At 73.7% G+C, this 16,211-nt stretch carries 18 protein-coding genes; 9 read left to right on the top strand and 9 right to left on the bottom strand.

The window, feature by feature from the left end:
• Positions 1-21 precede the first annotated feature (21 nt).
• From AB0M43_RS28810 to AB0M43_RS28795, 4 genes are all read right to left on the bottom strand, one after another.
• On the bottom strand, positions 22-1,326 hold the full coding sequence (locus AB0M43_RS28810) for a sensor histidine kinase (RefSeq protein WP_363728911.1): 1,305 nt from the start codon (positions 1,324-1,326) through the stop codon (positions 22-24).
• 117 nt (positions 1,327-1,443) lie between these two features.
• A complete protein-coding gene (locus tag AB0M43_RS28805; RefSeq protein WP_363728910.1) occupies positions 1,444-2,202 on the bottom strand; it encodes an iron-containing redox enzyme family protein in 759 nt (252 codons plus the stop codon).
• A gap of 340 nt (positions 2,203-2,542) precedes the next feature.
• Positions 2,543-3,565 carry a hypothetical protein gene (locus AB0M43_RS28800; RefSeq protein ID WP_363728909.1) on the bottom strand — a complete coding sequence of 341 codons (1,023 nt, stop codon included), beginning with the start codon at positions 3,563-3,565 and terminating at the stop codon, positions 2,543-2,545.
• 207 nt (positions 3,566-3,772) lie between these two features.
• A complete protein-coding gene (locus tag AB0M43_RS28795; RefSeq protein WP_363728908.1) occupies positions 3,773-4,729 on the bottom strand; it encodes a winged helix-turn-helix domain-containing protein in 957 nt (318 codons plus the stop codon).
• A 197-nt stretch (positions 4,730-4,926) separates the two neighbouring features.
• Between AB0M43_RS28795 and AB0M43_RS28790 the strand changes: the two genes are divergently transcribed.
• Entirely contained in the window at positions 4,927-5,883 is a 957-nt protein-coding gene (locus AB0M43_RS28790) for a superoxide dismutase (protein ID WP_363728907.1), read from the top strand.
• A gap of 140 nt (positions 5,884-6,023) precedes the next feature.
• Here the strand turns inward: AB0M43_RS28790 and AB0M43_RS28785 are convergent, their stop codons facing one another.
• Positions 6,024-6,851: an NAD(P)H-binding protein gene (locus tag AB0M43_RS28785; protein ID WP_363728906.1), complete on the bottom strand. Its 828-nt coding sequence runs from the start codon at positions 6,849-6,851 to the stop codon at positions 6,024-6,026.
• 112 nt (positions 6,852-6,963) lie between these two features.
• Between AB0M43_RS28785 and AB0M43_RS28780 the strand changes: the two genes are divergently transcribed.
• The gene (locus tag AB0M43_RS28780) at positions 6,964-7,572 is read left to right on the top strand and encodes a TetR family transcriptional regulator (RefSeq protein WP_363728905.1); all 609 of its coding nucleotides are present in this window, start codon (positions 6,964-6,966) and stop codon (positions 7,570-7,572) included.
• Positions 7,573-7,680: 108 nt separating this feature from the next.
• Entirely contained in the window at positions 7,681-8,055 is a 375-nt protein-coding gene (locus AB0M43_RS28775; RefSeq protein WP_363728904.1) for a YchJ family protein, read from the top strand.
• Here AB0M43_RS28775 and AB0M43_RS28770 read toward each other — a convergent pair.
• On the bottom strand, positions 8,052-8,456 hold the full coding sequence (locus tag AB0M43_RS28770) for a RidA family protein (RefSeq protein ID WP_363728903.1): 405 nt from the start codon (positions 8,454-8,456) through the stop codon (positions 8,052-8,054). The two genes, AB0M43_RS28775 and AB0M43_RS28770, sit on opposite strands and share 4 nt — an antisense overlap.
• A 200-nt stretch (positions 8,457-8,656) precedes the next feature.
• The gene (locus tag AB0M43_RS28765) at positions 8,657-9,463 is read right to left on the bottom strand and encodes an NAD(P)-dependent oxidoreductase (protein WP_363728902.1); all 807 of its coding nucleotides are present in this window, start codon (positions 9,461-9,463) and stop codon (positions 8,657-8,659) included.
• Positions 9,464-9,542: 79 nt separating this feature from the next.
• Here AB0M43_RS28765 and AB0M43_RS28760 point away from each other — a divergent pair, with 79 nt between their 5' ends.
• Positions 9,543-10,436 (top strand): LysR family transcriptional regulator, encoded by an 894-nt coding sequence (locus tag AB0M43_RS28760; RefSeq protein WP_363728901.1) that lies wholly within the window; start codon positions 9,543-9,545, stop codon positions 10,434-10,436.
• Positions 10,437-10,484: 48 nt separating this feature from the next.
• Here the strand turns inward: AB0M43_RS28760 and AB0M43_RS28755 are convergent, their stop codons facing one another.
• Positions 10,485-11,342: a helix-turn-helix transcriptional regulator gene (locus AB0M43_RS28755; RefSeq protein WP_363728900.1), complete on the bottom strand. Its 858-nt coding sequence runs from the start codon at positions 11,340-11,342 to the stop codon at positions 10,485-10,487.
• A 165-nt stretch (positions 11,343-11,507) separates the two neighbouring features.
• Here AB0M43_RS28755 and AB0M43_RS28750 point away from each other — a divergent pair, with 165 nt between their 5' ends.
• A complete protein-coding gene (locus tag AB0M43_RS28750; RefSeq protein ID WP_363728899.1) occupies positions 11,508-11,846 on the top strand; it encodes a nuclear transport factor 2 family protein in 339 nt (112 codons plus the stop codon).
• Positions 11,847-11,982: 136 nt separating this feature from the next.
• On the opposite strand, the gene AB0M43_RS28745 is transcribed toward AB0M43_RS28750, so the two are convergent.
• Positions 11,983-12,954: a LysR substrate-binding domain-containing protein gene (locus AB0M43_RS28745; RefSeq protein ID WP_363728898.1), complete on the bottom strand. Its 972-nt coding sequence runs from the start codon at positions 12,952-12,954 to the stop codon at positions 11,983-11,985.
• A gap of 70 nt (positions 12,955-13,024) precedes the next feature.
• Here AB0M43_RS28745 and AB0M43_RS28740 point away from each other — a divergent pair, with 70 nt between their 5' ends.
• The 4 genes from AB0M43_RS28740 (at position 13,025) to AB0M43_RS28725 (ending at position 16,179) form a co-directional block, all read left to right on the top strand.
• Entirely contained in the window at positions 13,025-14,077 is a 1,053-nt protein-coding gene (locus AB0M43_RS28740) for an NAD-dependent epimerase/dehydratase family protein (RefSeq protein ID WP_363728897.1), read from the top strand.
• Positions 14,078-14,198: 121 nt separating this feature from the next.
• Complete coding sequence (locus tag AB0M43_RS28735; RefSeq protein ID WP_363728896.1) at positions 14,199-14,648, top strand: MarR family transcriptional regulator; 450 nt, start codon at positions 14,199-14,201, stop codon at positions 14,646-14,648.
• A 132-nt stretch (positions 14,649-14,780) separates the two neighbouring features.
• Entirely contained in the window at positions 14,781-15,134 is a 354-nt protein-coding gene (locus AB0M43_RS28730; protein ID WP_363728967.1) for an ADP-ribosylation/crystallin J1, read from the top strand.
• Between the two features lie 199 nt (positions 15,135-15,333).
• Positions 15,334-16,179: a DUF4253 domain-containing protein gene (locus AB0M43_RS28725; RefSeq protein WP_363728895.1), complete on the top strand. Its 846-nt coding sequence runs from the start codon at positions 15,334-15,336 to the stop codon at positions 16,177-16,179.
• Positions 16,180-16,211 lie beyond the last annotated feature (32 nt).

Here is a 16,211-nt window from a genome sequence, read left to right as displayed (position 1 = left end):
GACTCCCGGGGCGGGTTCCCGTCAGCCATCCGAGGCCTGCCCGTCGCCGCCCAGCCTCGCCAGCGGCAGGGTCAGGGTGACCGCGAACCCGCCCTCGGGGCGCGGGCCGGCGACGAGGGTGCCGCCGTAGAGGACGGCCCGCTCGCGCATCCCGACCAGGCCGTGCCCGGCGCCGACCGGCCCGGGAACACCCGGCCCCGCCGTGCCCGCCCCGGCCCCGCTCCGTCCCGCCGTGCCTGACCGGGCCGGCCCGGTCCCGCCGGACCTGGCGGCACCCGGGACTCCGCCGCCGGCCGGCGCGTTGGCCCCGTCGTCCGTCACCGAAACCGTGAGCAGCTCGGGCTGGTACGCCAGCTCCACCACCGCCGTCGCCGGCATCGCGTGCCGCAGCGCGTTGGTCAGGCACTCCTGCACGATCCGGTACACGCACTGGTCGATGCCCGGGGCCAGCGCGCGCGGCTCCCCGGTCACGCGCAGCTCCACCGGCATGCCGGCCTCCCGGAGCCGTTCGGCCAGCTCCCCGAGCCGGGCGACCCCGGGCGCCGGATCGTAGGAGTCGGAGTCCGGTTCGACCCGCAGCAGGGCGAGCAGCCGGCGCATCTCGTCGAGTACCTCCGCGCTGGTGTCCCGGATCGTGCCCAGCGCGCGCCGGGCGGTGTCCGGATCGGTGTCGAACACGTACCGGGCCAGCCCCGAGTGCACGGAGATGACGGAGATGTGGTGGGCGACGACGTCGTGCAGTTCCCGGGCGATCCGGACCCGCTCGTCGAACACCGCCCGCCGGGCCCGGTCCTCCTGCTCCACCCGGAGCCGTTCGGCCAGGTCGGCGAGCTGCTGGTTGCGCAGCGACGTCTGCCGGCTGGCGTCCCCGAACCGCCAGATCAGGCACGGCAGGGCCACGGCCTGCGCGAACACGGTCACCATCGAACCGCCCTCGGTGAGTGCCCCCGCGAACACCCACACCCCGGCGGTGGCGGCCATCCACGGGGCCACCACCCGGGCCGGGCGGAGCGAGGCGAGGGTGTACAGCGCGAACAGCGCCGGGTACGTGCCCACCACCGGCCAGTAGTTCAGCGCGATGTAGACCGTCCACAGCCCCAGGCACGCGGCCAGCACCGCGACGGGCGCACGCCGGCGCGCCACGAGCGGCAGGCTCATCGCGATGACCAGCACATCGCCCAGCCCGTCGATGTCGCCCCAGGAACCCGGGGCGTGCTCGTGGCTCAGGGGCACACTGACCGCGGTGACCAGCCCCGTGTACAGCACGTCCACCGCGAGCGGGTTCTCCGAGGCCAGCCGCCTGACCCGGGGCAGTATCGGCGACATTGACGCAACATAGTTGACCTGGCAACCGCTGTCGTCCCCTCGCGGTAGCAAGGGCCGTACCGCAGAAGGTGTACGGACCGGCCCCACTACCGCACGAGTTGCACTCGTAGCCCCTGGTCAGGCCGGCCGGACCGCCCGGTGCAGCTCGGCCCAGTTGTCGGCCAGCAGCTCCAGGTAGCCGGTGAAGCCGCGTTCGAGGTGGGCGAGGTCGGCGGTGGTCCGGCAGGTCCGGGCGGCGGTCGACAGCGCCTGGAGCTTGTGTTCCTTCTCGGTGGCGCCGATGTGCAGGTAGAAGTACTCGCACGCCTCGTGGAACTCGGTGAGCTCGAACAGGTCCCGGTAGTTGCGGACCCCCTCGTAGAGGAACACCAGCTGCGGGTACGCGTGCCACTCCTGGGCGAGCAGCGCGCCGAGGGACTCCTGCGGGTGCGGGCTGGCGAACAGCTTCTCGGACTGCTCGACCAGGCGGACCGTCGACGGCAGCAGGGGCGTCGTCAGGTCGTCGAGGCGCACCGGGTGCCCGCGCAGTCGCGACAGCAGCGTCTCGAAGAAGCCGCGCAGGATCACCGAGTGCACCCGGGCCGGGTCGCCGTGCCCCATCTCGTCACTGAGGTTCGCCACGATCTCGGCCCGGGCCGCGACGTCCGTCGTGCTCAGGAACGCGAGCGCGATCCGGTCGGGGGTGCGGCGGACCCGTTCGAGGTAGTTGCGGGCCACCACCTCGACGTGCCCGGCGGGGAGCGGTCCCGCCATCCACAGCTCGTAGAAGGCGTTGCGCACCGCGGGGTGTCCGGCGGTGCTCAGGGCCAGCGCGTGCACCCGCTCGTGGGCCTCCTCCGGTGACACCGCAGTCACGTCGTCGGATCGAATCTCCACCGGTACTCCATTCAGCTCTGTTGTCGCGGGTCGTCGCCCCGGGAGCGCGCGCCGACGACCGGTCGGACACGGGAGGCGCTGCTGGCGGATCGGGGCCCTCACGGCCCGGGGGAGGCTCCACCACGGGCCTGGCGGACGTGTGAGGCCCGCACGTCGGGACCGCTCACCCCGGAGGGACGCGGACGGCCAGCGTCCGGCCGGGGGCCCCGGTGGTCCGCGCGCGGCGGAGACCCGTGGGGTGCGGGGCGGGGGTGCCGGCGAGCGCGCGGGTCCGACAGTCGGCGCTGGCATACGGGCCACTGTCGAACGACGGCATCGTCACATGATCAATCAGTCGATTCTACACGCTGGGTCGCATGCCCACGAAGGTGTGTGCGGACATATCGTATTTCTCGTGGTAACTCTCGACCAGTCGGTTCTGGAGGTCGGTCTCCCGGTCGTCCACGACGAACAGGTCGAACGTGACCGCGTCGTCGTCCGCCCGCCGGGCCCGCAACGTGCCGCCCGGCCGGCGCGCCAGGGCGGCGAGGATCTCGGAGGACACGAGATAGTGCCCCTGCTCGACCGTCACGTACAGCGCCTCGATCGGCTTCGCCCGCCGGCCGTCCTCGATGATCACCACCGGCATCCGCAGGAACGACTGGAGCGTGATCGTCGTCGGACTGTGCCACAGGGCCGCGAACCGGGCGCTGACGAAGCCACCCAGCGGGGAGCGCATGTCGACCTCCAGGTGCTCACCCTCCTCGGCCAGGCCGTCCGTCGGCAGGAACGAGGTCAGCCCCCGGTCGTCCCACCGGTAGAGGATGACGGACGCGCTCGCGTCGTACAGCCGGACGGAGAGGTTGCGCCGCTTGTCCGGGGCGACGCTGTCGAGCAGCCCGTTGAGCACCCGGACGTTGTGGTGGATGAGGACCGACACGTCCGTGCCCGTACCCCTCAGCTCCCGCTGCCGTTGCTCCGAACTCAGCGAGTCAGGGTGCAGCAGCAGGAACTCGACCGCGATGCCCCGGTCCAGGTGCTGGCGCGCGATCCCCAGGAACCGCTCCGTCTCGCGGTTGTTCAGCAGATTCGAGAACGTGGCCAGGACCTGCACCTGCCGGCGCGCCATGGCGGAACGGTCCACGAACCGGCGGATGTTCAACGTCGGATGGCTGCGGACGTTGCCCTCCTGCGTCGACCGCACGATCGGGCCGATCACCGCGACCGTGATCAGGGTGCCGAGGATCTCGACGCCGAGGTTGAGGGCCAGGTTCGGGCCGCCGTCGGTGATGCTCAGGGCGCCGTACCCCAGGATCACGAGGGCCAGGAGGGCGAAGAAGAACAGGGACATGGACGCGGCGGAGTGCCGGACGAGCATCGCCACACGGCGGACGGCACGTGCGTCACGAAGGCGCTGCATGCAAACGCTCACCCGTCATTGCGGAACGTGACATGTGTCCTGGGAATGTTCCACGGTAACCGAGCCGTCACGGCCGGACAAGTGTCCAAAGACGACTCCCGTTGAGGGGTACCGGCGGCGCCGGTGCGCGCGGGCCGCCACCGCGCGGACGCCGTCACCGCGCGGCGCGGATCAGCGCGCGGTGTCGCGGACCAGGTCCTCGCCCAACGGGGTGAGCGCGTGCAGCACCGCCCCGCCCAGCCGGGTCGTCGTGATCAGCCCCGCCTCGCGCAGCACCGTCGCGTGCTGGCTCGCCGAGGCCACCGACGTGCCCACCCGCTGGGCGACCTGCGTCGTGGACCCCGCGTTCGACAGGGTCACCAGGACGGCGGCCCGGGTCCGGCCGAGCAGGGACACGAGCCGGTCGCCGGGTACCGCCGGGGAGGGGTCGTGCGGGATCGGGTACGCCAGCACGGCCGGCCCGGTCGGCGGCTCCGCGTACGTGGACACCCCGCCGAAGAACAGCGGCACGAGGGTCAGGCCCCGCCCGCCCAGGTGGAACTCCAGGCTCCGCGGCGGGGCGGCCGGGCAGCGGACCGTCAGGGTCGGCGCGGTCCACCGGATGTCCGGGTGCAGGGTGTCCAGGAGCCGGTCGAGGCCGCCGTCGAGGAGCACCTGGCCGCGCACCGCCCGGTCCGCCGTCACCCGGGCCGTGACGGTGCTCCACTGTGGCGCGACCCCCACGTCGTGGTACGCCGTCAGCACCGCCCCCAGCTCCCGGCGCGCCGACGTGTCCCCGGCGGCGAGGGCCCGCGCCCAGGGCGTGAGCGGCCGGTCGAGCGTCGCCAGCTCGGCCCGGACCTGGTCCGTCGGGGCCTCGACCACGGTGCCGAGCGCCGACCGGAAGTCGCGGGCGCCGACCGGGGAGAGGAAGTCGGGCGTGTAGCCCAGGACGGGCATCAGGTCGAGGACGGAGCGGAGCCGGGGCGACAGCTTCGGGAGCACCGAACGCCGCCAGCGGCCCGTCCAGCCGCCGCCCCAGGCCCGGTCGAGCATCAGGACGCTGTGCTGCAGCTCCAGCATCACGTCGGGGCCGGTGGCGAGGGTGACCCGGCCCAGGTCGGCCGGTGTGAAGTGGATGCGCAGCACCCGTCCAGCATGAGCGCCCCAGATCACCGTTCCGTCACACCGCCGGGTGCCGGCTCGCCGTGGACCAGAGCGACGCGCGGGCGCGGCACAGTCCCACCGGTACCCGTCGGATCGGTTTCGTGTCCGGGTGTGGGCCCCTTTCAGGCACGGCTGAAAGGCGTGGAAGCCCCGGGGCCGCCCGCCGCATCCTCGGTGCCATGGACAGACGAACCCTCCTCCGGACCGGTGTGGCCGCCCTCGCCGCCACCGCCGGCGCCACCACCCCCGGCTCCCCGGCCTCCGCCCACCAGGACCTGATCCGCGAGTACGTCGTCACCCGCGAGCCCGGCGCCTCCCCCGAGGGCATCGAGGTCACCCGCGACGGCACGATGTACGTGACCAGCGTCGCGACCGGCGCCGTCTACCGGGGTCACGTGTGCGACCGCGCCCTGCGCCCGTTCCTCGCCCCCGGCGCCGACGGCCGGACCTCCGCGACCGGCGTCAAACTGGACCGCCGCGACCGGCTGTTCGTCGCGGGCGCGGCCACCGGCACCCTCTTCGTGTACGACCGCTCCGGCCGCCCGCTGACCCGGCGCGCCGTGGACGCCCCCGCGTCGTTCCTCAACGACATGGCCTTCACGTCCGACGCGGTCTATGTCACGGACTCCGTCAACCAGACCGTCTGGCGGGCGTCGCTCACCGGCGACCGGGTCGGGCCGCTCACCCCGTGGCTGACGGTCGACGCGTTCGACCCGGTGCCGTCGTTCCTCAACGGCATCGTGACCAGCGCCGACGGCCGGGTACTCCTCGTCGCCGAGCAGGGCGTGGACGTCACCTACCGCGTCGACCTCGCGACCCGGGCGGTCCGCGCGCTCCGGATCGCCGACGGCCGGGCGTTCTCCGGCGACGGCCTCGTCCTGGAGGGCCGCCGGCTCTACGGCGTCTGGAACAGGCTGAACGCGGCCGGCGAGTGGGAGTTCCTCACCCGGCTGGTGGAGCTGAACCGGGACTTCACGGCCGCGCGGGTCCTCGGCGACTCGGCGGCCGTGGCCGGGACCGTCGGGCCGACGACCCTCGCCCGGGACCGGGGCCGGCTGCTCTGGGTGAACAGCCAGCTCCCGTCGGGCGCCGGCACCCCGCCGTACCTGGTCACCGAGGTCCCGGGCCTGCGTTGACCACCGGGGGCCGCTCCTCGCCCGGGGGAGGAGCGGCCCACGCCCGGTCCAGACGGGGTGGTCCGGGACTACGGGCTCCCTCCAGGCCTACCGGTTCCGGCAGGCACGCCCGGCCCGACGCGGGCCACCGACGCGCAACCTCAGCGGAACTCCCCCGCCCACCGCCCCGCCCACTCCGCGTACGACCGCCCGGCCCGCCCCAGGATCCGCTCCACGGCCGGCTCGATCTCCGCGGTCGTCCCGACGGTCGACGCCAGGAGTTCCACCAGCACCTCGGAGATCTCCGGCGGCATGAACCGCTCCATCTCCCGCCGGGCCGCCTCCCGGGACAGCTCCTCGAACCGCAGCTCCCGCCCGAGCACCCCACCCAGGATCCGGACCCGCTCGACCTGGGTGTGCGAGGCGGGCCCGGTCAGCGTGTAGGCCTGCCCCTCGTGCCCGTCGTCCAGCAGCGCGCGCACCGCCACCTCGGCGATGTCCCGCTCGTCGATGGGCGCGCTGGCCGAGTCCCCGTACGCCGCGCGGACCACGCCGTCGGCCCTGATCGAGTGCGCCCACCCGAGGTCGTTGACCATGAACGCGCCGGGCCGCAGGAACGTCCACGGCAGCCCGGAGTCGAGCACCGCCCGCTCGGACTCGGCGTGCCAGCGGGCGATCTCGTTGCCGACCCCGAAGTTCACGGCCATCGAGGACAGCAGCACGATCCGGCCGACCCCGACCTCGCGGGCCCCGGTGAGGAAGTCGCCGAGGGCGTCGTGCACGGGGAACAGGTAGGCCCGGTCGACGCCGCTCAGGGCGGCCGGCAGGGTCTCGGGGCGGCGCAGGTCCCCTTCGAGGACCGCGACGCCGTCGGGCAGGCCGGCGGTGGCCGGGTCGCGGCTGATCGCGCGGACCTTCTCGCCCGCCTCCAGGAGCAGGGTGACGACGTGCCGGCCGACGTTCCCGGTGGCTCCGGTTGCCAGAATCATGACGATCGCACCTTTCGCAGGGGTCTCCCGGCGATGTTAACCAGTTGGGGAATTAACGTCAATGCACCAACTGGGGAATTGAGCTCATCCGCAGGTGAAGTAGCCTGAGCCGATGGAGGCACCCACCGGCAGCCGGCGCACCCCGGCCCCCGAGGAACGGCAGCGCGACGCCGAACGCTCGCGCCGCCAGCTGCTCACCGCGGCCCTGGAGGTGTTCGCCGCCAAGGGGTACGCGGGCGCGCGCGTCCAGGACATCGCCGACCGGGCCGGGGTCAACAAACGCCTGATCAACTACTACTTCGGCGGCAAGGAGGGCCTGTACCGCGCGCTGCAGAGCGAGTGGCAGCGCCGCGAGGCCGAGTTCGCGACCCCGGACCTGTCGATCCCGGAACTCACCGCCCGTTACCTGCACGAGGTGCTGGCCAACCCGGCGTCCATCCGGCTCGTCCTGTGGCACGGGCTCGCCGCCGACGGGGAGACCCCGCCCGAGCCGCCCGAGGACCTCTCCGACCTGTACCGCCGCCGCGAGACCGGCGAACTGGCCGCCGACATCGACCCGGAGTCCTTCATGCTCGCCATGATGGGCATGGTGATGGCCCCGATCACCCTCCAGCACGTCGTCCGCCAGCTCTTCGGCGTCGAACCGGGCTCCCCGGAGTTCGAATCCCGCTACGGCGACCAACTCCGCCTGATCACCCAAAAACTCTCCGAACCCCGCTGACGGGTACCGGCGGGCCCGGTACCCCTCGAAAGGGTTCGTGGTCCGTCTTCCCGCAGGCCCGGTGACCGCTGTCCCGGCCGCCACGGGGTGGCCCGGCAGAATGGGGGGATGGCACCTGACTCCTGTCCCTGCGGGCTCGGCGAGCCCTACCCCGCCTGCTGCGGCCGGTTCCACGCCGGGCAGAACGCGCCGACCGCCGAGACCCTGATGCGGTCCCGGTTCAGCGCGTTCGCGGTCGGGGACGTGGCCTACCTGCTGCGGTCGTGGCACCCGGACACCCGGCCGGCGGAGCTGGACCTCGACACCGACCTGCGATGGGTACGCCTCGACGTGCTCGCGAAGACCGGCGGCGGCCTGTTCGACGCCGAGGGCACGGTCGAGTTCCGCGCGCACTACCGGGAGGGCGGCCGGCCCGGCGCGATGCACGAGCACAGCCGCTTCCTCCGCGACAACGGCAACTGGGTCTACCTGGGCCCCGTCTAGCCCGGGACCACGGCCGTGACCTCCACCTCCAGCAGCGCGTCCGGGTGGAACAGCCGCCCCACCTCCACCGTGGTACTCGTCGGCGGCGTGCCCGGGAACAACCGCCGCCGGACCGCCCCGTACCCGGGCAGGTCGTCGAGCGAGGTCATGAACGTGCGGATGTGCGCGACGTCGGCGAGGCCCGCGCCGTGCGCGGCGAGGATCTCCCCGATCAGCTCGAAGATCCGTTCGGACTGGGCGGTGATGTCGCCCGGCCCGACCACGTCACCGGCGTCGTCGGCGGCGATCTGGCCGGAGGTGACGAGCAGCGCGCCGGGGCCGGGGTCGATCCGGGCGACGTGGGCGAAGCGGTCGCCGTAGGGCGCGGAGACGCCGGCCGGGTTGTCGAGGGTCAGTCGCACGGGTTTCTCCTTCGGATCTCGGTCATGCCTCCGGGCCGGCGGCCCGGGGCGGTACCACGAGTGGCGGTGACGTGGTGCGGCGGACGCGGCCCGGTGCGGACGCGCGGGCCCCGCCGAGCCGCTGGGCCGCCACCGCCGGTGAGTAGCTGGCCCACGACGTCAGCCAGTGGCGGGCGGGCCCCGAAGTCGCGGGTACAGGGTCAGACGAGGGTGGCCAGGTCGGCGGACGGGTCCAGGGCCGCGTGCAGGGTGGCCGCCGCCGCCCGGGCCACCGGGGCCGGGGTGGCGCCGAGCGCGTCGAGCGCGAGATCGATGTCCTTGGCGGCCAGGGCGACCGCGAACGAGGCCCCACCCGCCGTGCCCCGCGCGACCGCCGCACCCAGCGGACTCGCGGCCAGCACCTCCAGCGCCGCCTCCCGGTCGACCCCGACCGCCCCGGCCACGGCGAGGGTGTCGGCGAGCGCGGCCAGGCCGGTGACCAGCGCGGTGTTCAGCACGAGCTTGAGCGCCGCCCCGCCGCCGGTGGGCCCGCAGCGCCGGACGGTGCCCAGTACCCCCAGGACCGGGCTGACCCGGTCGACCGCCGCGTCGGGCCCGCCGACCAAGACCCGCAGCTCACCGGTCTCGGCCGCCCCGACGCTGCCGCCGACGGGCGCGTCGACCAGGTCGACCCCGGCGGGCAGGCGCCGGGCCAGGTCGCGGACCGCGTCCGGGCCGATCGTGGACATGTCCACCAGGGGGGTACCGGCCGGCAGCGCCCCCACCGCCCCGTCCGCCCCGAACAGCACCGCCTCGACGGCCGCCGCGTCGGTGAGCATCGTGATCACCAGCTCGGCGTCCCGGACGGCCCCGGCGGGGGTGGCGGCCTGGCGCGCGCCGAGGGCGACCAGGTCGGCGGCGCGGGCGGCGGTGCGGTTCCAGACGGTGACCTGGTGGCCGGCGGCGAGCAGGCGGCGGGCGATCGGCGCGCCCATGTGTCCGGTGCCGAGGACGGCGATGACTGTCATGATCACCACGCTAGGTGAGTCTCTGCCATGCGACCAACGACTCTTCGGCATCCCTGCCATGTTGTCCTAGCATGGGTACGTGCAGCTCCAGTCCCTGGAAGTCCTCCGCGCCGTCGCCGCCCACGGGTCGATCACGGCCGCCGCCCGGGCCCTGCGGTTCACCCAGTCGGCCGTGTCCCGGCAGATCGCCGCCCTGGAGGCCGACACCGGCGCGACCCTGTTCGACCGGCTGCCCCGGGGCGTGGCGCTCACCGACGAGGGCCGTTGCCTGCTCGCCCACGCCGAGGCCGTACTCGACCGGCTCGCCGCCGCCCGCCGGGACCTGGCCGCGCTCCGGGACGGCACGGGTGGCCGGCTCCGGGTCGGCGCGTTCCCCACTGCCGTCGCGGCCCTGGTGCCCCGCGCGCTGGCCACGTTCCGCGCCGCGCACCCCGACGTCGCGTCCTCCCTGGTGGAGGGCCTGACCCCGGGCCTGCTGGAGCGCCTGGAGTCCGGCGACGCGGACGTGGCCGTGGTCAGCGCGGCCCCCGACCAGCCCCTCGACACCGAGCGGTACGACCTGCGCCACCTGCTCGACGAGCACCTGCTGGTGGCCGTGCCCCGCACCCACCGGCTGGCCCGCCGCCGCACGGTCCGGTACGCGGAACTGGCCGCCGAGGCCTTCATCGCCGGCTCCGCGACCGCCGAGAACACCCTGCTCCGGGCCAGCCTGCCGCACGGGTTCGAGCCCCGGGTGGACATCGTGGCCGCCGAGTGGACGGGCAAACTGGGCTGCGTGGCCGCCGGGCTCGGCGTGGCCCTGATCCCGGCGCTCGCCGTCCGGGCCACGCCGCCCGACATCGCGCTCCTCCGGCTGCACCGGGACGACACCTCGGTCCGCCGGGTCTTCGCGGCCACCCTCGCCGGCCGCACCCGACCGACCACGGTCACCCGCTTCGTCGACCTCCTCGCCGAGGTGGCGACGACCCTGTGAACCCGGGGCGGGCGGCCCGAACGTCGGCCCCCGCCGGGGCGGAGTTCCTCAGCTCCCCGGGCCCCGGCGGACCGCCCACGCGGAACCTGGGCCGGGCGCGCGGAACTCCGTACCCGTCGGAGGGTTGCGGTTTCTGAGCAGGGTCGCCGTCGCCTCGTCGGCCGGCAGGAACGCCTCCAGGTGCAACTCCGCCAACGTCACGTCCACGGCCGTCGCGAAACTCGTCAACGTCGTGAGCAGCCGCAACTCCCCGTCGGCGGTCCGCAGCCGCAGCGGCACCGCGAAGCCCAGAGGGTCGGGACCGGGCGGCCCGGCGGCCGGCAGGTAGCCCTCCAGCTCCCGGCGGAGCTCGTCCAGCGCGGGATCGGGGCTGCGGTCCGCCCGGCCGCGCAGGTTCTCGACGATGTGCCGCCCCCAGTCGGCGAGGTTGACCACCCGCCGGGCCATCCCGTCCGGGTGCAGCGCGAGCCGCAGGACGTTGACCGGCGGTGCGAGCAGGGCCGGGTCAGCGCCCTCGGCGAGCACACCGAAGGCGCTGTTGGCGGCGACCAGCTGACCGTGCGGACCCGCGACGATCGCCGGGTACGGCAGGTGCCCGTCCAGGATCCGCTCCAGCGCGTCGCGCACGGGCCGCAGGATCGGCGCGTCCAGCCGGGACTCCGCGAACACGGGCGCGTACCCCGCACTGAGCAGCAGCGCGTTGCGTTCCCGCAGCGTGAGCCCCAGCGACTCGGCGAGCCGGACCACGATCTCCCGTCCGGGCCGCGACCGGCCGCGCTCCATGAAACTCAGGTGCCGCTGGGTGGTACCGGCCCGGAGCGCCAGTTCGAGCTGACTGACCCGCCGGGTGGTGCGCCAGCGCCGCAGTTCGCCGGGGAACCGGTCCGGGTCCGTGAGGGTGTCCACCCACCAGTTGTAGCTGATCTTGGTCCGGGGTGATACCCCGGAGGGAATTGCCGGTCGGCACCGGCCCGAGCAGGATCGGTCCCGGATCGCCCGGCGGGCCGCTCGACCAGCCGCCGGGCACGACCGGAGCACCGCCCGGCCGGGCGGGAAAGTAGGGGAGGGACCATGTCCGAGGAGATCACCGCCGACGTCATCCGCCGGTACAACGACGTGTTCCAGAAGCGCGACGTCGACGCGCTCGACGACCTGATCGGCGAGGGCTGCGTCATCGAGAACACCGACGGCCAGCGCGTCGAGGGCCGGGCCGCCGCCATCGCGTGGTGGCGGGCCATCGCCGAGAACCGTGCCGCGCACTTCGACCTGGAGGACGTGCACATCGCGGGCGACCGGGCCGTGATCCGCTGGCGCTACGTCCACGACGGCGGCTCCACCCGGGGCGTCAACCTGATGCTGGTCCGCGACGGCCGGATCGTGGAGGGCCTCGGCTACGCCAAAACCACCTGAGAGGGGTACCGGTCCGGCACGGCTCGACCACGGCCGGGCCACGCTGACCGGGGCGATCGCGGCCGGGTCGCCCCGCCCAGGACCAGCGGCTCGGCGCGGGGGCGTCCGCCACCCGCCGACGAGGGTTCGACCAGACTCAGCCGAGGGTGGCCGCCGACGCGCGCAACGCCTCGACCAGGGTCTCCGCCACCGGATTGGGGGCCTTTCGACGAGCCGTCACCACCCCGACGTACCGCACCGGCCGGGGCTGCTCCACGGCGACCGCCACCAGGTCCCCGTCGCCCGTCGCCCCGGGCAGCGCCCCGGTTCTGAGTGGCCCCGGGCCCCCACCTCGGGGCCGCCCCACGCCCGCCACCAGCCCGATCTCCGGAATCAACGCCACCCCCACCCCGGCAGCCACCAACGCCTGCGCGAAGAAGTAGTCCGTCGTACTCGCCAGGATCCGCGGCTCGAACCCGGCCAGCCCCGCGTACTGCTCCACCACCGCCTTCGTCTTCGAGCACCCCAGCACCCACGCCTCCCCGGCCAGCTCGGTCAGATGCACCGACCCGCGCCCGGCCAGCCGGTGCCCGGCGGGAAGGACGATCCACATCGGATCATCGAGTACCGGCGTCCACGCCAACCCCGACCGGTCCCCGCGCCGCACGGGCGGCGGCCCCCCGAAGTGGTACGCCAACGCCAGGTCCGCCCGCCCCTCCCGCACCCACGGCACCGCGACCTCGGGCTCCCCTTCGAGCACGGTCAGCTCCACCTCGGGATGCGCGGCCACGAACCGACCCAACGCGGCCGGCAACAGCCGCTGCCCGCCACTGGTGAACGTCGCCACGGCCAGCGCGGCGCGCCCCGCACCGAGCCGGTCGATCTGCTCCTGCGCGTGCCGCAGCTCGGCGGTCACCGCGTCGGCGGCCTCGACGAGCAGCACCCCGGCCCCGGTGAGCACCACGCCCCGGGTGCTGCGCTCCACCACCGGCGTACCGAGCGTGCGTTCGAGGGCGGCGATCTGCTGGGAGACGGCCGACGGCGTGCACAGCAGCGCGGCGGCTGCCCGGCTGAAGCTGCCGTGCCGGGCGACCTCGCGGAGTACCCGGAGCCGCTGGACGTCGATCATCAGTACCCCTAACAGCGCCTTAAGCTTTTCATCACTTCTGCTAATGATCATAATCCGGCAGGCTCGGGGCATGACACCTCTCCGGGTCGCCGTGATCGGCGGCAGCCGCTACTTCGGCCGGCTCCTCGTCGACCGGCTCCGCACGTCCGGCGCGCACGTCACCCTCGTCAACCGGGGCTCGACCCCGGCACCGCCGGGCGTCGACCACGTCCGCGCCGACCGCGACGACGAGGAGGCGCTCCGCGCGGCCCTGGCCGGCCGGACCTTCGACGTCGTCCTCGACCAGGTCTGCTCCACCCCGACCCAGGCGGCGGTCGCGCGCCGGGTGTTCGCCGGCCGCACGGCCCGCTACGTGATGACCTCCACCATCGAGGTGTACGCCCCGCCAGCCTTAGGGTCGGTCCGCGAGCCGGTCCGCGAGCCGGTCCGCGAGCCGGTCCGCGAGCCTGCCCCTGAGCCTGCCCCTGAGCCTGCCCCCGAGTCGGCCCCCGAGTCGGCCCCGGGGGCGCCGCACCCGACCGGGCCTCGTCCAGGGCAGCCGCCCGCTCTCCGTGCACCCGGGCCTCGACCCGTGCCCCTCCCCGAGGACGCCTTCGACCCCACCACCTGGCCGGTCGACCTCACCCTGCCCTGGCACGACCCGACCTTCCGCGACGCCCACTACGCCGAGGGCAAACGCCAGGCCGAGGCGGTGTTCGCCACCGACCCGCCGTTCCCGTTCGTGGCGGTCCGCTCCGCCCACGTCCTCGGCGGCGCCGACTTCACCGGCCGCCTCGCGCACTACGTCGACCGCGCCCGGGCCGGCACCCCGATCCTCGTCCACCGCGACCCGCGCCCGTCCTCGTTCACCCACCCGCGCGAGATCGCCGACTTCCTGCACTTCACGGCCCTCGCGGACTTCACCGGCCCCGTCAACGCCCGCTCCCACGGCGAACTCACCGTCACCGACCTGGGCGCCCACCTCACCCCCGCCCCGGTCTACCGCGAGGTGTCCCCGGGCGAGGACGCGTCCCCGTACTCGTTCGCCCACTACTACGGCATGTCCAACACCCGCGCCGAGTCCCTGGGCTACCACTTCTCCCACACCGCCGACTGGCTCCCGACCATCCTCGACGAGTTCTGACCCGAGCACCCAGAGCCCCACAACCCTGCCCCCACAACCCTGCCCACGGGCACGAGCCTGTGACCCTCCTCGCGACCCGCACGCTTGATCTCAAGCGAGGTTGAACTCCTACGGTTGCGTCATGAAAAACTACCCACAAGAGACACTGGCCACCCAGCCCATCGGGTACTGGAGCACCGAGACCTCCCGCCTCGTCCTCGCCCGGATCCGCGCCGAACTCGCCCTCGACGACCTCACCCAGCCCCACTGGTGGACCCTCAACCACGTCGCCGGCACCCCCGGCACCTGGACCCGGGCGGCCCTCATCGAGCGGCTGGCCCCGTTCGACAACCTCGGCGTCGACTTCGAGAAGATGCACGACGACCTCCTCGCCCGGGGACTGCTCCGCGAGGACGCCGGCACCCTGCACGTCACCGAATCCGGCGAGGCCACCCGGCTGCGCGCCAAGGACCGGCTCGACGCCGCGCACGAACAGATCCACGCCGGCATCGACCCGGCCGACTACGTGGCGGCCCTCAACGTCCTCCGCCGCATGATCGCCAACCTGGACGGCAACCCGGACCTGCCCTGACCCACCCGGCACCGGTTCCACCGTTCGGCCCGAACCGGCACCGCGGGTACCCGTACCCGCCGAATCCCTTGGCTTTTGGAGTCCTTGACCTGGCATGATCTGGCTTTCTGACGCGGGAGGGCGGTGAACGGTATGTGGGTGACGACGTTGTGGCGGCCGACAGGTCCGGAGGAGTTGGCGCTCCTGCGCGAGTCGAACTGGCGCTCCTGGCCGCCCCGCCTGCCGGACCAGCCGATCTTCTACCCGGTCCTGACCGAGGACTACGCGATCCGGATCGCCCGGGAGTGGAACGTGCCGCACTCCGGATCGGGATACGTGACCAGGTTCCGCGTCGAGTCGACGTTCCTGTCCCGGTATCCGGTGCGGCTGGCCGGCGGGCGGGACATCCGCGAGCTGTGGGTCCCGGCCGAGGAGCTCGCCGAGTTCAACCGGCACATCGTGGGCCGCATCGAACTGGTCCACACCTTCGGCACCACAGCGGCCTGAGGGCTACACGGGCCGTCGTCGCGCGTTCCACGGGGCGACCCGGCGAATTCACTCTGACCAGGTACAACGGTCCTGTCGACCGCGAAATCCAGGCGACCCTGGAGCTGTGAGTCGACAGGACCCGGGCATCGACGCGCGGGTGCCCGTACCCGTCGAAGTGGGGTGAGTCTTGTCGGTGGTGGCCGCTATGGTGCCGGGCATGACGGACGGGTATCAGATGTTGGCGTCGCTGCGGGCCGATCCCACCGGCGCCCAGCTCGGGGTGTCCCTGCCCCCGGGGCGGCTCGTGGCCCCCGAACCGGGGATGGACGCCGACTGGGAGGGCCCCGCCTACTGGCTGAGCGACACCGCCCCCGACCCGGCGCTGTTCGCCCGGCTCCGCGGCTCGGGCCTGTGGCCGGTGCTGCTCGGCGGCTACCACGGCGACGAGAACCGGCCCTGGGCCGACGGCGAGGTCGAACCCGGCGCGATGTCGACCCCGGAGGGCTTCGCCGCCACGGAACTCCTGGCGGAATGGTGGTCCCAGGCCGCCGACGGAGCTGAGGACGACGGCGACCACCTCGGCCGTGACCGGCGCCTGGCGATCGTCGAGCCGTACACGGCCTGGCCGGGGCCGGCCCCCGCCGGTGACCGGCGGAAGGCCCCCGACACCGCCGCCGACGACCTCGCCCGCCTCCTGACCGGCACCCCCGACATCTTCGGCCTCAACGGGGTCCGCCTCGGCCTGGTGCCCGCCACCCGGAGCGCCGACACGATCGCCGCGCTCGGCTGGACCGGCCCGGTGAACTACGAGAACGACGCCGCGAAGTACGCCGCCGTGCTGCGCGACTGGGAGGACCGGTTCGGCGCCCGGGTCGTGGCCGTCGGATTCGACACCCTGCACGTCAGCGTCGCCGCCCCGCCCACCACGCCCGATCACGCCCTGCACGTGGCCGCCGAGCATTTCGCGTTCTGCCCCGACAACGTCTGGCAGCACGCGAAGGACCTGCAGGACTACGCGTGGCGGCTCATGGGTACCGGCAGCTGGCACTTCTGGTGGGACTGATCAATGCCTGAGCAGCCAAAACCCGGTGACAA

It is taken from the genome of Longispora sp. NPDC051575 (assembly GCF_040681875.1).
GTDB lineage: Bacteria > Actinomycetota > Actinomycetes > Mycobacteriales > Micromonosporaceae > Longispora.
Note: the sequence above shows the minus strand (reverse complement) of the source record. Positions and strands in the feature narration are given on the sequence as shown.

Excerpts from the sequence above, each read along its gene's own strand:
- AB0M43_RS28810 (WP_363728911.1), bottom strand. The coding sequence starts at position 1,326 with ATGTCGCCGATACTGCCCCGGGTCAGGCGGCTGGCCTCGGAGAACCCG.
- AB0M43_RS28790 (WP_363728907.1), top strand. The coding sequence starts at position 4,927 with ATGGACAGACGAACCCTCCTCCGGACCGGTGTGGCCGCCCTCGCCGCC.
- AB0M43_RS28785 (WP_363728906.1), bottom strand. The coding sequence starts at position 6,851 with ATGATTCTGGCAACCGGAGCCACCGGGAACGTCGGCCGGCACGTCGTC.
- AB0M43_RS28780 (WP_363728905.1), top strand. The coding sequence starts at position 6,964 with ATGGAGGCACCCACCGGCAGCCGGCGCACCCCGGCCCCCGAGGAACGG.
- AB0M43_RS28775 (WP_363728904.1), top strand. The coding sequence starts at position 7,681 with ATGGCACCTGACTCCTGTCCCTGCGGGCTCGGCGAGCCCTACCCCGCC.
- AB0M43_RS28765 (WP_363728902.1), bottom strand. The coding sequence starts at position 9,463 with ATGACAGTCATCGCCGTCCTCGGCACCGGACACATGGGCGCGCCGATC.
- AB0M43_RS28750 (WP_363728899.1), top strand. The coding sequence starts at position 11,508 with ATGTCCGAGGAGATCACCGCCGACGTCATCCGCCGGTACAACGACGTG.
- AB0M43_RS28745 (WP_363728898.1), bottom strand. The coding sequence starts at position 12,954 with ATGATCGACGTCCAGCGGCTCCGGGTACTCCGCGAGGTCGCCCGGCAC.
- AB0M43_RS28740 (WP_363728897.1), top strand. The coding sequence starts at position 13,025 with ATGACACCTCTCCGGGTCGCCGTGATCGGCGGCAGCCGCTACTTCGGC.
- AB0M43_RS28735 (WP_363728896.1), top strand. The coding sequence starts at position 14,199 with ATGAAAAACTACCCACAAGAGACACTGGCCACCCAGCCCATCGGGTAC.
- AB0M43_RS28730 (WP_363728967.1), top strand. The coding sequence starts at position 14,781 with ATGTGGGTGACGACGTTGTGGCGGCCGACAGGTCCGGAGGAGTTGGCG.
- AB0M43_RS28725 (WP_363728895.1), top strand. The coding sequence starts at position 15,334 with ATGACGGACGGGTATCAGATGTTGGCGTCGCTGCGGGCCGATCCCACC.